Origin of the sequence: Micromonospora vulcania, from assembly GCF_042658605.1 — a bacterium.
GTDB classification, from domain to species: domain Bacteria; phylum Actinomycetota; class Actinomycetes; order Mycobacteriales; family Micromonosporaceae; genus Micromonospora; species Micromonospora vulcania.
The window spans coordinates 34,872-51,053 of sequence record NZ_JBHSQS010000022.1 but is presented as its reverse complement, the minus strand read 5'-3'; the positions used below and the strand labels follow the sequence as shown (position 1 = coordinate 51,053).

Genomic DNA, 16,182 nt, shown 5'->3' with positions numbered 1-16,182 from the left:
CGTCCGGGCACGGAACGTGAAACTAATACTCCCGGCCACGAGGAAGTCATGACCACCTCCCCCCTCGAACGGGCTGCCGACTCCTTCGCGGCCGAACTCGCCCGACAGCGGACCGGGCGGGGGCTGTCCAAGAAACAACTGGCGATCCTGATGGGGTTCGACCCGTCCTACGTGAGCCACGTCGAGGGGCGCAGGCACCGCCCAACCGAGGACTTCGCCCGTCGCGCCGAAGCCGTCCTGGAGGCCAGCGGCGCGATCTGGCAGCGCTACCGGGAGTACGACGAACTGCGGCACGCCCGCGTCGGCCAAGCGCACCGCGAGCCGCACCTGCCCGGCCAGTGGTTACCACCCGGCACCGGCCTCGTCGTGGAACGGGAACTCGCCACCCTCACCCACACCGACAAGGGCTACCGGTGCGTCATCCGCCGCGAGCTGTACAACGCCGGAACCGAGCCGGTCACCCGCTATCTGGTCCGGGTCGCCGTCGACCGCTACCCCAACGACCCCGGCCGCTCCAACCGGCACCACCGGGAACACCCGCTCACCTTCGCCGAGCTGCAACTGCAGGCCCACCGGGACGACGGCAGTGGCGACCCGGAGCCGATGCACTGGCGGGCCAAGCACGACCGGGACGCGTTCAAGGAGATCTGGCTGCTCTTCGAGAACGGTGAGAGGCGCTTCCCGCTCTACCCCGGCGACCGGGCCACCATCGAGTACGCGTACAGCGTCGGGCAGGAGAAGTGGGGCCCCTGGTTCCAGCGCGCCGTACGGCTGCCGACCCGGCAGATCGCCGTACGCCTGGACCTGCCGGCGGCGCTCGACCCACAGGTCTGGGGCGTGGAGACCTCGCTCTCCGCGGAGGAGGGCCCGCTGCGCACGGCGCCGCAGCGACGCGACGAGGGCGACCGGGCGATCTTCGACTGGCGCACCGACGACCCGCCGCTCAACGCCCGCTACCGGATGCAGTGGCGCTTCCGCGCTCGCCCGGAGACCGAGCCGGAGGTCGATCCGGTCGGCACCAGGGCCCGGCCCAGCGACCGGATGCGCGGCATCGGCATCGTCCAGCGCGGTGCCGACCTGCTCCGCCAGCCCGGCCGACCGTTCGACCTGCCCGCCGAGGAGCAGGTGGCCCGGGACGTGATCGACCGGCTGAACGCCGCCCTGGTCCGACTCGACGAGCTGCACCCGTTCAGCAAGGGGGTCGGCATCGCCGCGGCGCAGCTCGGCGTCGGCCGGGCGGCGGCCGTGGTCCGGCCCCCGGACCGGTCGGCGGCGCCGGTCGTGCTGCTCAACCCACGGGTGGTCGACGCGGCCCCGGACACCGACGAGCAGTACGAGGGGTGCCTCTCCTTCTTCGACCACCGCGGCCTCGTGCCCCGGCCGCTGCGACTGGACGTGGAACACGCCCAGTGGGACGGCAGCCGGATCATCACCTCGTTCGAGTTCGGCATGGCCCGGCTGGTCGCGCACGAGATCGACCACCTGGAGGGCCGGCTCTACGTCGACCGGATGGCACCCGGCGTACCGCTGGTGCCGGTGGAGGAATACCGGGAGACCGGCCGCCCCTGGCGCTACTGACGAAGAGGGGGACCGGGGCGCGTGCCCCAGGGGGCAGGGGCACGCGCCCCGGTGTGGGGGGAGGAACGTCTAGATGGCACCGAAGGTGTCGTAGCGGATGTGCGGCGGCGGCACCTCGTCCGCGGCCAGGACCCGAAGCGTGGCCCGGACCATCCGGGCCGATCCGGAGACGTAGCAGTCGTGCGTGGTCCACGGGCCGTACCGGGCCACCACGTCCGGGATCTCGCCCCGCTCGCCGTCGAAGTCCGGGTCGTCACTGCACGCCGGGGTGACGGACAACCACGGGTGTACGGCGACCAGCTCCTGCAACCGGGCCAGGCCGTACAGGTCCGCAGCCTGGCGGGCACCGTAGAAGACGTGCACCCACCGGGTCCGGTTGTAGCTGGCCAACTCCTCGACGAGGGCGTTGATCGGCGCCAGCCCGACTCCGCCGGCCACGCAGAGGATGTCCCGCTCGGAGGCGCGGTCCAGGGTCATCGACCCCATCGGGGCGGCCAGCCGCAGCAGGTGTCCGGGCTTCACCCGGCGGACCAGCGCCCCCGACACCCACCCCGCGTCCGGGGCCCGTACGTGGAACTCCAGCACGTTGTCGTCGTTCGGCGCGTTCGCCATCGAGTAGTTCCGCCACACCCGGGGGTGGTAGCGGGGCACCTCCAGGCTCACGTACTGGCCGGCACGCCAGCGCAGCGGGTACTGCAACGCGCGGCAGGTCAGCACCGCGATGTCCGGGCCGTGTCGCTCGTGGGTGAGCACCTCGGCGTGCCAGAACGGTGGCCCTTCATCGGCCGCCGCCCCGGCCATCATGCGTGCCGAGAGCACCCCGTACGCGTCCCGCCACGCCTGGTCGTACTCCAGATCCCAGCCCTCGCCGGCGATGCTGCGCAGTGCGTCCAACAGAGCCACCCCCACCGTTACGTAGTGCTGGTCGGCCACGTGGTACTTGCGGTGGTCGCGGCCCAACGACCGGAGGAACTCGTCGAAGCTCTCCGGGTCGTCGATCGCGTGGATCGCCGTGATGATCGCTTCCAGTAGGCGGTCACCCTGGCCGGTCATCTGCACCGGGAAGAGCTGCCGCAGTGCGGGATCGAGCAGGAAGAGCCGGGCGTAGAAGTGGCCGCTCAGCCGGTCCCGGTCCCCCTCGACGAGGGTCCAGCTCTCCTTCAGCAACCGCGCGACGTTGTCCACGGGCGCTCCTCCTCCAGACGGCAGCGGATCGGGCGCCCATAGAATCTCCACGGAGAGTGCACACTGGTCGCACAGAATGTGCGATCGGCTCATGCGCGCCGATCAGCAGTGCCGCCGGTGCCACCCGTCGGGCAGAGTGGTGCGGTGACCGTTGAGCTGAACCGTCCGGTGTCCCGCCGGCTGCTGGGGACCGAGACGCTGCTGGTCCTCGGCCAGTCCCTCGGCCAGTCCGCGGTCTACGCGGTGGTTTCGATCATCGCGAAGCTGACCGCCGAGGGGCCGCTCTCCAAGCAGACCGCGTCACTGAACACCTCGGCGTCGGCCCGCCCCTGGCTGGACCTGACATACCAGCTCCTCGGCATCGTCTTCGCGCTACTGCCGGTGCTGCTCGCCGTACACCTGCTCAGCCGCGATCCCGGCGACCCGGCACGGACCCTCGGCCTGGACGCCCGGCGGCCCGGTCCGGACCTGGCTCGCGGTGCCGGCCTGGCCGCGCTGATCGGCCTGCCCGGCCTGGCCCTGTTCTGGGTGGCGGCCCAGCTCGGCATCAACGCCACGCTGGTGCCGGCCTCCCTGCCCGAGGTCTGGTGGGCGGTCCCGGTGCTGATCCTCGCCGCCGTGCAGAACGCCGTGCTGGAAGAGGTGATCGTGGTCGGCTACCTGGTCACCCGGCTGCGCCAACTCCAGTGGCGGTTGGCCGCGATCATCGCGGCCAGCGCCCTGCTGCGCGGCTCGTACCACCTCTACCAGGGCTTCGGCGCGTTCGTCGGCAACGCGGTGATGGGCGTCGTGTTCAGTCTCTTCTACCTGCGTACCCGCCGGGTCATGCCGTTGATCGTCGCGCACACCCTGCTCGACGTGGTCGCCTTCGTCGGCTACGCGCTGCTGCCCCGAGACTGGTTCACCTGGCTCTGAGCGGTCAGCCCGCGGTATCCGCCGGGTCGCGTCGGTAGGCCGCCACCGCGCGGGCCGCGAGCCGATCGGCAGCCGCCGCGTCGCCCAGCGCCGCGGCGAGCACCGCCGCGCCCGGCAGCAGCCGGGACGCCAGCCGCAACACCAGCCACCCGCCGGCCTGCGCCGTGAGCGGTGCGGCCAACCGCCACGCGGCCTCCCCCGCCCGCGGCCACGCACCCTCGACCGGGTCGCCCGCCGCGAGCGCGCCAGCCAGGGCGGTACGCGCACTCGCCTCGTCCGGGTGCACCTGGGTGAGCACCAGCAGCTCGGCGGCCCGGTCCGGATGCGCCGGATCCCGGCCGTACGCCGCCGCCAGGTGCAGCACCAGGTTCGACTGGGTCCACAGCACCGAAGCCAGCTCGGCCAGCGGCGCGAAGAGCCCGGCCAACGCGGCCGCCGCCCCGCCCGCGCCCGCCGACCGCACGAACCGCCGGGTGGCCAGCCGGGCCAGACCGTCCGCCGGGGCGTCCGGATAACGGGCCCGCAGCCGCTCGGCCCAGTCGGCAGCAACCGGCCCGAGCGCACGCACGGCAGCCAGAGCCAACAGCTCCGGCGCGAAGCCCGGGTGGTCGAGCAGCCGGGCGGTAACCGCCCGGAGCTCCGATTCCGGCGTACGCGCAGACGTCGGTTCCGCCTGCCGTTCGACCTGATCGGCGGACGGCTCCGTGGTCTGCTCGATCACGGACTGTTGGACCTGGGCTTGCTCTGCCGAGGGCTGGTTGGCTCGGGCTTGCTCGGCCGGGGCTTGCTCGGCCTGTGGTGTCGGTGCGGGCGCTACAACCGTCTTCGGCGCGACCGTCTCCGGCGCAGCCTTCTTCGGTGCCGACTTGCGTGCGGTCGCCGCTCGCTTGGCCGGCGTCGCTGCCGGAGTGCTCGGGGTCACATCCACCACGGGCGGTGCCGTGGCAGGTGCCTCGCCGGCCCGCGTCCCGGCTGCCTTGCGGGCGGTGGCTTTGCGGGCGGGGGCGGTCCGGCTGGCCCGGGGCTTCGACGCCCGGGTCGGTGGGTCGACCGGCTGCTCGGGGCCGTTCTCGGACGATGGCTCGTCCGCCACAACCGCTGAGCTGATGGGGCCGGTCGGCTCGGCACTGCCCGGCTGCCCGGCACTCGCAGGACCGTTCGGCCGGTCCGACTGCTCGACGTCTCCCGTTGCCGGAGCGTCCGGCGGGCCCTGCCGGTCGGCGCCGGCCGTTTCGCGCGTGGCGGCGTCTTCGCGCGTGGCGGCGTCCGGGGCGCGGCTCGGGGCGGTGGCCGGCGTGCGGCTCGGGGCGGTGTCCGCCGTGCGGCTCGGGGCGGTGTCCGCCGTGCGGTTCGGTTGCCGGGGCAGCGGCCGGTCCGGGTCCGGTGGTTGGAAGAGGACCGGCGGGGCGGCCTTGGCCCGTCGCGGGCGCTGGCTGGCCGGTGCCGCCTTCTCCGGGGCCTGCTCGGCGGCCGGCGGTGGGGTGAAGGTCGCCCGCGTTGGGCGCCGGCGTGCCCGGTCAGCAGGCTCTCGGGGGGTCGGCTCGCTGGGCGGCTGCTCCTGCATATCGATGGAGCGTAGTCGCGATCACGCCGCCGCACAGCGCTGAAACACGGGCGCCGACGGGCTCAGGAGGCGTACCCCGGAAGTCGCTTTGCTCCCCGTGGGTGGTGACCTGTATTCTCGGGCGCGGTGGTCTGCAGGGCCACCGGGGAGACTTCGCCTAGTCTGGTCTATGGCGCCGCACTGCTAATGCGGTTGGGGTCTTAAAGCCCCTCCCGGGTTCGAATCCCGGAGTCTCCGCGCGAAAGCCGGGTGTGTACACTGGCTGAGCACCAGCGCCCGTAGCTCAATGGATAGAGCATCTGACTACGGATCAGAAGGTTAGGGGTTCGAGTCCCTTCGGGCGCACAGGCAGCCCTCTAGCAGGCCGTAAGGCAGCTAGGGGGCTTTTTCTTGTCTAGCCAGGACTGTGAATACCTTCTTACTCTCCGTGCATGGCCAAGATCAACTCGCTCTACCTCAACGCCTATGAGCGTGACTTCAAGATCCGCAACCGGTCGCCCCGCACCGCGCAGAACTACCGGGAGACGCTGCTCCAGCTCTCGGCGTTCGTCGACGAGGCAGACCTCCTGGAGCGAGCAGGGTCGAACACGGCGTCCAGCACTGAGCGGGTGCCGCAGGACAGCAGGGCACTGAGCCGTAGTTGTGGATAGCCGGAACCGCCGTTGTTGCCGCGTTGTTTGGCATAGCGGCAGCTGTTGGCGGCCGATTCCGCGACCGTCAGGAACGTTCCGTCGACCACGGTCAGTAGCAAACCCCGCCAGCGCACCTGGGCGGCGCTGGTGACGGCCGGCCCGCGCAACAGAGCGAACAGGGCCTGCACCGGTTGCGGACCGAGACGTTGCCGGGCTTGGCGCAGGGCGCTGCCGGTGGGTGCCACGAGTGGCAGGCCGGACAACCCGCTGGTCAGCTTGGACCACACCTGCCGGTGACCGAGTTCGGCGAACAGGCATCCCGCGAGCAGCAGATACATCACGACCCGGGCCGGCAACAGCCGAATCCGTGACTGCGTTCGCCTGGTCACGGCCAGGACATCATCGACCATCTCGAACGGCACCAGCCGAGTCAGTTCGCCCAGATGACCCGGCGCGAACACCCCCGCGGCTACCCTCACCGTCCGAGTTATGGCAATCTGATCAGCCAGCGGAACTCCAGGTTCAAGGGCGTCTTATAGTGACCACCCTCTATACCGGAGCTCCGCTGCTTTACGCCTTAGACACGCCTTGACGATCTGCCCAACCGCTTAACTGAACGGCGTTGCGTCTAGCCCTCGACGGTAGCCCCGGACCCGTGCGTGGAAGCCGCTAGGCGTACGCCTCGGGGGCTGCCTCGTCTCCGGGGTACTCCGGGAGGGGTGAGGGCTACGGCTTCTCGGCGACGAACGTCCCGCGAGCCGGGAGGGTTACGACGAGACCGCGCTCCCGCAGCAGGCGGATAGCCGCTCGGACCGTGCCGCGAGCTACGCCGTACTCCTGCTGGAGGTGGGCCTCGGAGGGGAGCGGCTGACGAGGCTTGAGCTTCCCGGATTCGATCTTCTTGGTGAGGAGATCCGCTACCTGGATGTAGAGCGCTACCGGGCTCATCTCGTCAACCATGGTCGGAACCTTATGGACGCCTCAGACGGGCGAGGCGTAGGGTACTAGCAAGACGTACTGTACTGATAGAACTTACTATACGAGCTATACCAGTAGGACTACGGTCGGTGGGAAGAGGTGACCGACCGTAGGAGGTCTGGTGCGAAGAGTCCGGTTTGACGACTACCTGCTGGCGACGGCGTTGGCCTTCGCCCGTCGACACCGCCCGGTCTGGTCATGGATTCGGTGGCGGTACGTCTGCCGCTGCGGGAACGAGCTTCCCTGCCGCTCCCGCCACAAGATCCCGATCAACCGAGGCCACTGGCCGCAGGAGGGGGAGCGGTGAGGCGGGTGCCGTTCCTCGTTGAGTTGGCCTGGACCACAGTCGACTCCCACCGTCAACACAAGTGCCCCGAGTGTGCGGACGGGTGCCCAAACGTCGATCTCGCCCGAGCGCGAATCTCAGCGTGGCGACGGGCGGTGGGTCGTGCCCCCATTCAAAGGTGGTGACCTCCTCCACATCACGCAGGCGGCCAGCGTTCAGTTCTCGCGGCCGTTCCTCTTCCGGCTCATCCGCGTACTCGAAGACCGGATCACGTACGACGGGTGGCTCTGGATCGAGGGGTACGAGCTGGACGCCCGGGGCGAGGCGGTAGCTCGGCGAGAACTCTTCGTCCAGCCGTCCGGTCTCCGGAAGCTCGCTCCGGCCGTCTCTCCAGGTCGTAGGGAGCCTGCCCCCATCCGGAAGGGCTCGGGGAAGCCCTCCCGCGCCTCGGGCCGTAGGGCGTAAGGGATCTTTGTAGTCCAGATCGTTACAGACGGTGATCGTCGCGTCCGGAGGGGCTTCGCAACCTTCTAACCCTCGTCGGTATCCAGGCTTTCGATCTTGCGTTTCCGCAGGTCGCAGCGTCTGCCCACAAGGGACGACTACGGATCAGAAGGTTAGGGGTTCGAGTCCCTTCGGGCGCACAGCGGTTGAGCAGGGAAACCCCTCTCCGGCCATCGACAATCGTCAACCGGGGAGGCGTTTTTGGTGCCACCTTGGTGGCACCACTGCCGTCGGCTTTGGCTGCCAGTGACGGAGAGTGGTCAAACGCGAACTTCGGCGAAGACTGACCGCAGTCCTGTCCTCCAGGTCGACCGCCGATTCCACTGCCACACGCGGACCCGTCCCGGTGGGCCGTCGCCGAGGTTCATTGCGGGCCGCACACCCAGTGGACGCCCCACCAGATCTCCGCCGGGGAGGCTGCACGGCCCGCCCGTGCCTGCCCGACGAGGAGATCTTCTGAAGATTCCTAAGACTAAGGGACGTCTCGTAACTGGGTGAAGGCGTTGCCCTCTCCGCGATCGCTAAAGACCTTACGATCTGGTTGGCCGACCGTGACTACCCCGGGCGGCCAACCAGCCGATCCTGACTTCTAAAACACGCGCTTAGCCGTCTCGAAGGAGGTGCTCGCACGGTCGTTCAGCGCCACGGTGCCAGACGCTCCCCGCCAGAGCGACCGGATAGATGGCCTCTCTCGCCTGCCGGTCGGCGGTCTCGACCGACAGTCGCATCGACACAGGCTCAGTCCCGAACGCAGTCGCACATTCGAGGCTCAGCTTGACTTCGACCCAGCCGGTACCGCCGGGACGTAGCAACACAGACTTGCCGGTACCAAGCACCAGCACGCCGGCCCGTTCCCCGGTAACTGCAACAACCGTGATCGGCGCAGGGCCAGGGTTGATCACTGCCAGCTGCCGTTCAGTCGCCTGCCGGCGCTACGAACATCTTGACGGATCCGCACGTCTCGGGTGCGTTCTTGAACTGCTCGCCGTCGATGACGTACACGAGCTTCCCCCACCTCGTCTCGGGAGAGGAAGTCTCGCTACCGCCCGTTAAAGGAATCGCCTCGATACGTTGAACGCAGGCATACAGGTGGGATGGTGCCTTGATGCTAAAGATCCGGCTCCACGACCTCCGGCATGCATCGATCGGAGCCTCGCCAACTCTCGCAGCCGTTTCCCCCATCCGGTGCATACCGCTTGTGGCGCACACAAAGGCCATGTCATTTGCAGGCATTGCCTCAGGCGGCGCATTAGGCGCGTGATAACCACCGATTGCGGCGGTCGCACCACCAGCAGCCAGAGTCGCGGCGGCAACCGCTCCAACGACCCCCAAGCGCCTCTTCCGGAAGCTCTTCTCGGGCTGCTGCGGCAATTCGAGAAGGCGGGCGAGTATCGCCTCGCCCTGAGGGCTTGTCGTGAACGTGACCTCGGCGGTGGGCCGGACGCGACTAATCAGGTCTTCGGTCTCTGCGTCGTAGTGCTTCACTCCAGCCCCCTCGTGTATCCGGTGAGATCGCCGACGAGAAACGGCTTCGGCTCCACCCGCCGATGCCCGTATACGTCCTCGAAGCGGCGCCGAGCCCGGTGTAACCGCACAGCGAACGTCGCCGTCGTGCACCCCAGCACCTTCGCCGATTCCCTGCCGTTGAAGTCGTACCAGTACCGCAGTAGCAACACCTCGCGATCGATCTCTGGCAGTTCCGCCAATGCCGCCATCACGTCCACTCGTTGGGAGGTGGACGGACCGTACTCAGTCTCATCCTGGGACTGAGAGTGCAGACGCGCCTGCAACGCCGCGTGAACTGCGCGACCGCGCCGATGTTGCAACACCAGACGTCGCGCGACCCCGAACAGCCAGGGCCGTTCCTGGCCCTCCTTGATGGTTGCCAAGCGCCGCCATGCCACGGCGAACACCTCGCTAACGAGGTCCTGCGCATCATCACCGCCCAGTCGGTCATTGGCATACGCGAAGACCGCGTCGCCGTGTCGACGGAACAAGTCAGCAAGGCGCTCACGGTCGGCGGTCGTCCTCCGCACATCCGGCACCGATCCTCCAGGTGGTGGTCTCACACCCATACTTGTCGCCGCAGCCACGGTTCCTTACAGCCATCCGGAAGGATTCTGGCTCCGGTCCCTACCCCTTGAGACGAGCCGAAGACGGCAGTGCGGACGTCATGGCTGAAGATCGGCGCTTGGCCTGGGGCCCACAGCCGGAAGCAGTCAACCGAGGATGCTCATCCGAGCGCGTCGCCGATCTTGTCGTTCATGGTGTCTCCGCCGTCGGTGCTGTTGGCGTGGACGCGGAGCAGGACGGCGACGCCGTGGCCCAGGCGTCTGGCGACCTCGTCGGCGGGACGCCGGCATTCAGCCAGAGCGAAGCCGCCGCGTGCCGCAGGTCGTAGGGCCAGCGGACGAGCGGCGAGGCGACCTGCGATTCGGTCAGCGCCTTCTCCCGGGCGAGCTTCCACCACCGGTCGTAGACCGACTCGGAGAGCGGCCCACCGTGCAGGCCCCGGAGGAGCCGGCCATCCGGGCCGATCCCGTGATTGTCGACGTGCGCACGCAGTAGCTCGACGAGCCGGGGCGGTATCGGGACCGTACGAGTCTCAGCCCTACCCGGTGCTTGAGTCCCCGCCGTTTGTGGGAGCCGCCGTCATCGGTCCAGTGCGACCCGGCGCGCGGCGATGTGCCGGCGAGCAACAGGCGGCCCCAGCGATGTTCGATCTTCTCGTGGTCGCAGGACCGGGCGGGCTTGACCGCGGCCGGGTCGTCGAAGTCGGCCCCGCAGTCGGCGCACCGGCCGGCAAGGTCGCAGTCCTCACGCCGTAGGTCTTCGGCTTCCGAGGGGCGCATCCCCGTGTTGTAGAGACAGCCAAAGAACGCGATGATCCTTGTCGGCGCGTTTGCCGAAAGATTTCACCGCCTCCAGCAGCGTGGCGACCTGGGCCGGGTTCCCCACCACGCGCCGATCGATGGACTGGGCGACCTCGGGAGGGGTCCACTGCACCCGGTCGACGGGGTTGGAGGCGATCAGCTCCAGCTCGACGGCGTACCCGAGCCCGTTGTAGAACGTCGCCCGCTTCCGCTGGACGGTGGGGCAGCCGCGGGCTTGTCGTCGAGACGTACGCACAGGCTGTCGAGGACGCGGCGGACCATCGCGGGCGAGTCCAGCTCGACGACCGGGAGCGACGCCGGTTTCAGCCAAGCGAGCGCAGCGTGGGCTGCGGTGATCACCTGTATCCAGGTGTCCTCGGTGATCGTCCTCAGCAGCCGGATACCAGGGTTGCGAGACGTCCTTAAACTCGTTCGAGAACCAGCAGGCGATACTCCATCCAGCGCTGCGACAGCCCGGCCTGGAGCGCAGACCCACCGATCATGTTGGCCCAGAACGGCGTCTCGACCAGGCGATCGTGAACCCGGGGCAGTGCGCCCGTGGCGCTTAGGACCACATCGATCACACGGTCACGCGGCCGTCCCAGGCGCAGATAGGACGTGAGATCCAAGTCCTCGAGAAGGCGCAGTCCCACACGCTGGCTCATGTCGGCCAACTCAGGCACCGTGTGCAGACTGCCAATGCGCCAGCCAGCGCGGAACTGGTCCAGGCAACGCTCACGAGCGGGCAGTCCGCGATCTTTGTCGGTCATCCAGTCGTCGCACACGATCAGACGACCTCCCGGATGAAGGCGTGCGGCCAACGACGAGATCAAGTTCGCCAGTGACGGCGAGTGCACCATGGACTCGATGGCAACCATCGCGTGGTAGCGCGGCTCGGCCGGGAGCTGGGCAAAGTCATCGCAGACAATGTGGCAGCGTTCCGTTAGACCTTCGGCCGTCAACCTTTTCTCGGCGATCTCAGCCTGCACCCGGCTGATTGTCACTCCAGTCACGTGAGCGTTCGTTGCCTTCGCCATGCGGACCACCGTCGCGCCAACACCGCAGCCGAGATCGAGCACTCGTCCTTCGCCCGCTGGTACATGGCCGCTTAGGCGCTCGACCACCATGCGGTTGATCAATTCCCCGGCTTCGGCCGCATTCGTTACGCCCGGCATCCATACGCCGCGGTGGATGGCATCGTTCGTCTCGCCGAAGCGCAGAAAGCGCCGAGTGTTGGAGTCGTAGTAGCTAGCAACCCTAATGACGTGCTCGGCTGCGGCGCCGCCAGCGGAAACCTGACTCATCGACGCAACTTATCACGCACTCACGGGCCCACATCGCCGGCGATTACTGTTAGTGATGCCTCCCATCCCGACGGTCGCCCGTGGTCAAAGGGGCGCGGAAGGTGCTCTGCTTCGCCCGGCGAGCGAAGCGGGCCCACGACGCTACTTCCTGCTGCCTGTCGATCTTCGCACGGTCGACGCTAAGTGACGATACCCTGTACTGTATCGGTCGTGCCGAATGGACTGCCCGGCAGACCGCAGCGCCCGGCAGGAAGAGGCGGATGAGTGTTTCCCCGTCCACCATTGGCCGTAAAGCGCGCCTGATCGTCACGGGGGTGCGTCGGTGGTCTGCGCTCCCCGACCGCCGTCCCGTTACGGTGGTCGCCGTGGTGCTCATCGCGGTGCTGCTGGGAGCATTCGGCGCCGCAGCCGGCCCATGGCTGGGTGCCCGCGCCTTGGCCGACCTGCCCAGTGAGGCAACGCTGGCCGACCTCACACGACGCACCGCAGGCGTCAACGAGGCGCCGGTTAGTTCGCGCGAGACGTCACCTCGGACGGCGGCGAGGTTCGTTAGGGGGTCGAGTCCCTTCGGGCGCACTACTTGAGCAGGGCATATAGCCAGTTGGCTATATGCCCTGCTTTCGTCTAAGGCGCTCTGAGACCGCTTGCCAACCGGATCAGACAGCAAAATCCGGTCGCGCGATCCCCTACTGATCGGGGGCGCATGCGCTGAGCGCCCATGGCTTCGGCGGGCCATCGCTGCGTCGGGTGTGCGTCGTTGGCGACGGCTTCCACAGAGCGAGATGTTGCACCACGAGATACTGCGCGGCGGGCAGCCGCATGATGACCAGCTCCCGATCGGTGGCCGGAGTCAGGGAACCCGGCGTCAGGCGCCGGACAAGGACCAGCGCGTCCCCGGGCGTCCGATTGAGCTGGGTGAGAGCGACCGGATCGGATGTGCTGCACAGGTTCAGCGGATCCTTGTCGGTGAGTAGCCGCACGGTGATGGGGCGGACGCTCAGGTCCAGTTCGCCAGGCGGGTCAGTGACGTATCCGTAGGTACGGACCTGTTCGGCGGCGCGGGTGGCGGCAGTGTCCAGCCGAAGGAGATACCAGATACCGCCGAGGGTCAGCAGTGCGATGGCGGTGAACGTGATCGCCATCTGCTGCGCCGGGGCTCCCGGCCAGCGCAGCGGGAACGCCTCGCCCAAGGGACGACCGAGCTGCGCCGTCCGCCGTTGCGCCGCGACAATGCCCACGGTCAGGATGCCCAGGACAACAACGACGGCGGCCCCGAGGATCGGACCTTGCAGCATCGCGTGCAGGGCCCTGACCGAAACCAGCGACATCAGCATGGCCGAACACGGGATCAGCATCAGATAGGGACCGAACGCAGAACCCAGCCTGACCGTGACGCCCGCAGCCGCACTGAGCGCGGCGAAAGCGATGACCGCACGCAGGAGACGGTCGTCGAGTACGGCAGCGACTGCGGCCAGCAGGGCGGGAGCCAGGCAGGCCAGCGTGACGACGTGGTCGATGCGTGCGGTGCGTTGCAGGCCATGGACGGATAGGTATCCGGAGACCGCCGGCAGTAGGAGCGCGACCACCAGGCCGACTGCGAGGCCGTTGATCGCGACCGGGTTGCTCGCGAAGGCTGAGGAGTCGTGGCCCACCTCGGCGGCGGACACGCCGAGCTGGGTGTAAAACGACCGGTACACGAGTGCCAGGAGGGCATGGAAGAAATAGCCGAGCGCGGCAAGCACCACCGCAGGCCCGAGCTGGGCTAGCCAGAGCCGCATCGTGCTGCCCTGCTCGCCCTCATCAGCCCGGGTCCGGCGCCTGCGAGGTGGTCGTTTCCGCTGCTGCGGCACGGGGGATCTCCAGCCAGGTCGACAGTTCAACCAGCGTGGCACTCGCCCGCAAACCCCGGGAAGGCCAGTCCCACCCACGTCGTGCTCCGGACCTCCCCGGTAGTCCTTGGGCCCTCGGCGTGGTGGATGGCCGCCGCTACGGGGCTCGGCTGGCCGCTCGACCTGAGGACATCCCAGGCGGCGGCCAGCCGATCGACCGGAATGGGCATTATCGGCCAGCGGTTGAGGCGGCGAGACCGCCGCGGGCAGACCTCACGCTCGACGACCGAAGTAGACACCAAGGACCGTGAGCGAGGCGCACCCGATGCCGCCGGCCGCAGTGAGAGCGTGGGCGGCGGCGCCGGTCAACCCGAGGGTCACGATCGCGATGAGGCTGGCCCCGGCCACGGCCGTACAGCCCTGGGCGATCCGATCACGGATGGACGACGTGTGCCTGATTCTCCTGCCCCGAGCAGCGGGAGATTTCCGTACAGTCATAGGACCCTCCAAGTTCCATCACGGGAGTTGGGAGGCAACGGGGCGGCCTGCTTGTGCGAGCAGGTCGCCCGTCTTCCGATGCGTGCGCCGGTGCCCCGCTGCCTTCTGATGGATTCTTCGGGCCTACTCCACGTCCTGGCCGCGTGGGTGCGATGCAGTCAGGGCAATTTGTCTGTCTTGTGGGGATACTTATCGGCCGGGCTTAAGATTCGCTTGACTGGGACGGCCTCAGGCAATCTACCGTCGAGTAACCTAGGTGGATCTTCGAAAGTGCCTGGTCGTGGCCTCGGGCTGAGACGTAGAGCACAATCGCTGTCTCAATGTGCGGTTGGCGGCCTCCCAGCATTCGAGCGCAGCGGCACATGATCCGACTTGCCGCACCGCGACCGGAGGCGTGCGGTAGGTGCCTGTGCAGCCGACGCTCTCGTCGCCAACCATGCGTGCTGAGGCCTGGCCCCGGGAGCGTCAGGCCGCCGCCGGGATGACGGCCTGGATGAGGTGCGGCCCGGGCTCGGCGATCGCCCGGGAGAACTGCTCCGCCAGCTCTTCGGCGGTGGTGGCGCGGCTGGCGGGTACGCCGAAACCCTCGGCCAGCTTCACGTAGTCGATCGTCGGGTTGGTCAGGTCGAACATGGGATTGGAGTCCGGGTTCTCGGGGCCGGGACTGCGGGTGAAGTACGCCCACTCGGCGCGCAGGATCGCGTACGCGTGGTTGTCGAGGATCACCGTGGTGACGTTCAACTGTTCCCGGGCCTGGGTCCAGAGCGCGGTGACGGTGTACAGGGCGCAGCCGTCGGACTCCAGTGCCACCACCGGCCGGTCGGGTGCGGCGACGGCGGCACCGACAGCCAGGGGCATGCCGTCGCCCATCGCGCCGCCGCACTGCATGAGTACGTCGTGCCGTGGTGCGCCCTCGGTGGCGGCGGCCAGAGCGGTGCCCGAGCTGACCGTTTCGTCGATCACGATCGCTCTGTCAGGTAGCAGGGCGGCGACGACGTCGGTCCAGCTCTGCAGGGTGAGTGGTCCACTGGGCAGCGCCGGGCGATGGGGCTTGTTGACGGTGGGAGCCGTGTCGGGTGCCACCAGGTCGGCGAGTTGGACGAGCGCGGCGACGGCATCCTGGCCGACCTCGGCGAGGACGTGCGTCTGCGCGTTCTCCGGGACGAGGCAGCTCGGCTTGTCGGGGTAGGCGAAGAACGAGACGGGGGCCTTGGCGCCCGCGGTGATGACGTGGCCTACCCCGGCCAGTTGCTTGGCGCCCTGATCCGGGTAGAAGCCCATCCGAGGGAACGATGGCAGGCCCGCGCCGTGCTCGAGCCGGTTGGAGTAGAGCTCCTGGAGCACCCGGACGCCGGTGGCCGCTGCGATGCGGCTCGCCGCGCAGAGACCCGCCTCGCGGACCGCCGGTCCTCCGATCACCAGGGCCGTCGCCTCACCGCTGCGGATGACCTCCGCGATCCGTGCGATCACGTCCTGGGCCACCGGTGGTGCCGGCCGGACCGCCACTGGGGCGGCGACCAATCCACCGTCGCTCCACGCGACATCGGCGGGCATGATCACGGTGGCGATCTGCCCGGGTGATTCCAGGGCAGCGGCCAGGGTGGCGGCGGCGTCGACTCCGGTGCCGGCGGCGTTCTCGGGGCGGCGGACCGAGCCGCGCAGCCAACCGCCCAGGGCAGCGATGTCCGAGGTCAGCGGTGGGTCGTAGACGTTGTGGTAGGTCGGGTGATCCCCGACGATGCTCACCACCGGGGAGTTCGCGCGTCGGCTGTTGTGCAGGTTGGTCAGGCCGTACGCGAATCCGGGGCCCAGGTGCAGCAGCGTCGCCGCGGGCTTGCCCGCGATGCGGGCGTAACCGTCGGCGGCGCCGGTGGCCACGCCCTCGAAGACGGTGAGCACTCCGCGCAGTTGCGGGACCGCACCCATCGCCCCGACCATGTGCGTCTCGGTGGTGCCCGGATTCGCGAAGATGACCTCCACGCCGCCGTCCACCAGCGTCCGCATCAGCGATTCAGCCCCGTTCACCCGCATGCACC

At 68.7% G+C, this 16,182-nt stretch carries 11 protein-coding genes and 2 tRNA genes; 4 read left to right on the top strand and 9 right to left on the bottom strand.

Going from position 1 to position 16,182, the window contains the following annotated elements; genetic code table 11:
* Nucleotides 1–48 precede the first annotated feature (48 nt).
* Nucleotides 49–1,578 carry a peptide deformylase gene (locus tag ACFQGL_RS26490; RefSeq protein WP_377515181.1) on the top strand — a complete coding sequence of 510 codons (1,530 nt, stop codon included), beginning with the start codon at nucleotides 49–51 and terminating at the stop codon, nucleotides 1,576–1,578.
* 69 nt (nucleotides 1,579–1,647) lie between these two features.
* On the opposite strand, the gene ACFQGL_RS26485 is transcribed toward ACFQGL_RS26490, so the two are convergent.
* Complete coding sequence (locus ACFQGL_RS26485; protein WP_377515180.1) at nucleotides 1,648–2,763, bottom strand: globin domain-containing protein; 1,116 nt, start codon at nucleotides 2,761–2,763, stop codon at nucleotides 1,648–1,650.
* Nucleotides 2,764–2,907: 144 nt separating this feature from the next.
* Here ACFQGL_RS26485 and ACFQGL_RS26480 point away from each other — a divergent pair, with 144 nt between their 5' ends.
* Nucleotides 2,908–3,678, top strand: coding sequence for a CPBP family intramembrane glutamic endopeptidase (locus tag ACFQGL_RS26480; RefSeq protein WP_377515178.1), 771 nt, complete (start codon nucleotides 2,908–2,910; stop codon nucleotides 3,676–3,678).
* 4 nt (nucleotides 3,679–3,682) lie between these two features.
* Here the strand turns inward: ACFQGL_RS26480 and ACFQGL_RS26475 are convergent, their stop codons facing one another.
* On the bottom strand, nucleotides 3,683–5,242 hold the full coding sequence (locus ACFQGL_RS26475; protein WP_377515177.1) for a hypothetical protein: 1,560 nt from the start codon (nucleotides 5,240–5,242) through the stop codon (nucleotides 3,683–3,685).
* Nucleotides 5,243–5,388: 146 nt separating this feature from the next.
* Between ACFQGL_RS26475 and ACFQGL_RS26470 the strand changes: the two genes are divergently transcribed.
* Together ACFQGL_RS26470 and ACFQGL_RS26465 are read left to right on the top strand one after the other, a co-directional pair.
* Nucleotides 5,389–5,479, top strand: a tRNA-Ser gene (locus ACFQGL_RS26470).
* A gap of 35 nt (nucleotides 5,480–5,514) precedes the next feature.
* A tRNA-Arg gene (locus ACFQGL_RS26465) sits at nucleotides 5,515–5,587 on the top strand.
* Between the two features lie 169 nt (nucleotides 5,588–5,756).
* Here the strand turns inward: ACFQGL_RS26465 and ACFQGL_RS26460 are convergent.
* From ACFQGL_RS26460 to ACFQGL_RS26430, 7 genes are all read right to left on the bottom strand, one after another.
* On the bottom strand, nucleotides 5,757–6,335 hold the full coding sequence (locus ACFQGL_RS26460) for a transposase domain-containing protein (RefSeq protein WP_377515216.1): 579 nt from the start codon (nucleotides 6,333–6,335) through the stop codon (nucleotides 5,757–5,759).
* A gap of 265 nt (nucleotides 6,336–6,600) precedes the next feature.
* On the bottom strand, nucleotides 6,601–6,834 hold the full coding sequence (locus tag ACFQGL_RS26455) for a GntR family transcriptional regulator (protein WP_377515176.1): 234 nt from the start codon (nucleotides 6,832–6,834) through the stop codon (nucleotides 6,601–6,603).
* Nucleotides 6,835–8,557: 1,723 nt separating this feature from the next.
* Complete coding sequence (locus ACFQGL_RS26450) at nucleotides 8,558–9,127, bottom strand: hypothetical protein (protein ID WP_377515175.1); 570 nt, start codon at nucleotides 9,125–9,127, stop codon at nucleotides 8,558–8,560.
* Nucleotides 9,124–9,687, bottom strand: coding sequence for an RNA polymerase sigma factor (locus tag ACFQGL_RS26445; protein WP_377515174.1), 564 nt, complete (start codon nucleotides 9,685–9,687; stop codon nucleotides 9,124–9,126). Before ACFQGL_RS26445 ends, ACFQGL_RS26450 begins: the two co-directional genes overlap by 4 nt.
* Nucleotides 9,688–10,937: 1,250 nt before the next feature.
* Nucleotides 10,938–11,819: an SAM-dependent methyltransferase gene (locus ACFQGL_RS26440; protein ID WP_377515173.1), complete on the bottom strand. Its 882-nt coding sequence runs from the start codon at nucleotides 11,817–11,819 to the stop codon at nucleotides 10,938–10,940.
* 686 nt (nucleotides 11,820–12,505) lie between these two features.
* Nucleotides 12,506–13,669: a hypothetical protein gene (locus tag ACFQGL_RS26435; protein WP_377515172.1), complete on the bottom strand. Its 1,164-nt coding sequence runs from the start codon at nucleotides 13,667–13,669 to the stop codon at nucleotides 12,506–12,508.
* A gap of 942 nt (nucleotides 13,670–14,611) precedes the next feature.
* On the bottom strand, nucleotides 14,612–16,171 hold the full coding sequence (locus ACFQGL_RS26430; protein WP_377515171.1) for an acetolactate synthase large subunit: 1,560 nt from the start codon (nucleotides 16,169–16,171) through the stop codon (nucleotides 14,612–14,614).
* Nucleotides 16,172–16,182: the final 11 nt, after the last annotated feature.

Bases quoted from the DNA above. Each gene is read 5' to 3' on its own strand.
- ACFQGL_RS26440 (WP_377515173.1), bottom strand. From the start codon at position 11,819: ATGAGTCAGGTTTCCGCTGGCGGCGCCGCAGCCGAGCACGTCATTAGG.
- ACFQGL_RS26490 (WP_377515181.1), top strand. From the start codon at position 49: ATGACCACCTCCCCCCTCGAACGGGCTGCCGACTCCTTCGCGGCCGAA.
- ACFQGL_RS26455 (WP_377515176.1), bottom strand. From the start codon at position 6,834: ATGGTTGACGAGATGAGCCCGGTAGCGCTCTACATCCAGGTAGCGGAT.
- ACFQGL_RS26475 (WP_377515177.1), bottom strand. From the start codon at position 5,242: ATGCAGGAGCAGCCGCCCAGCGAGCCGACCCCCCGAGAGCCTGCTGAC.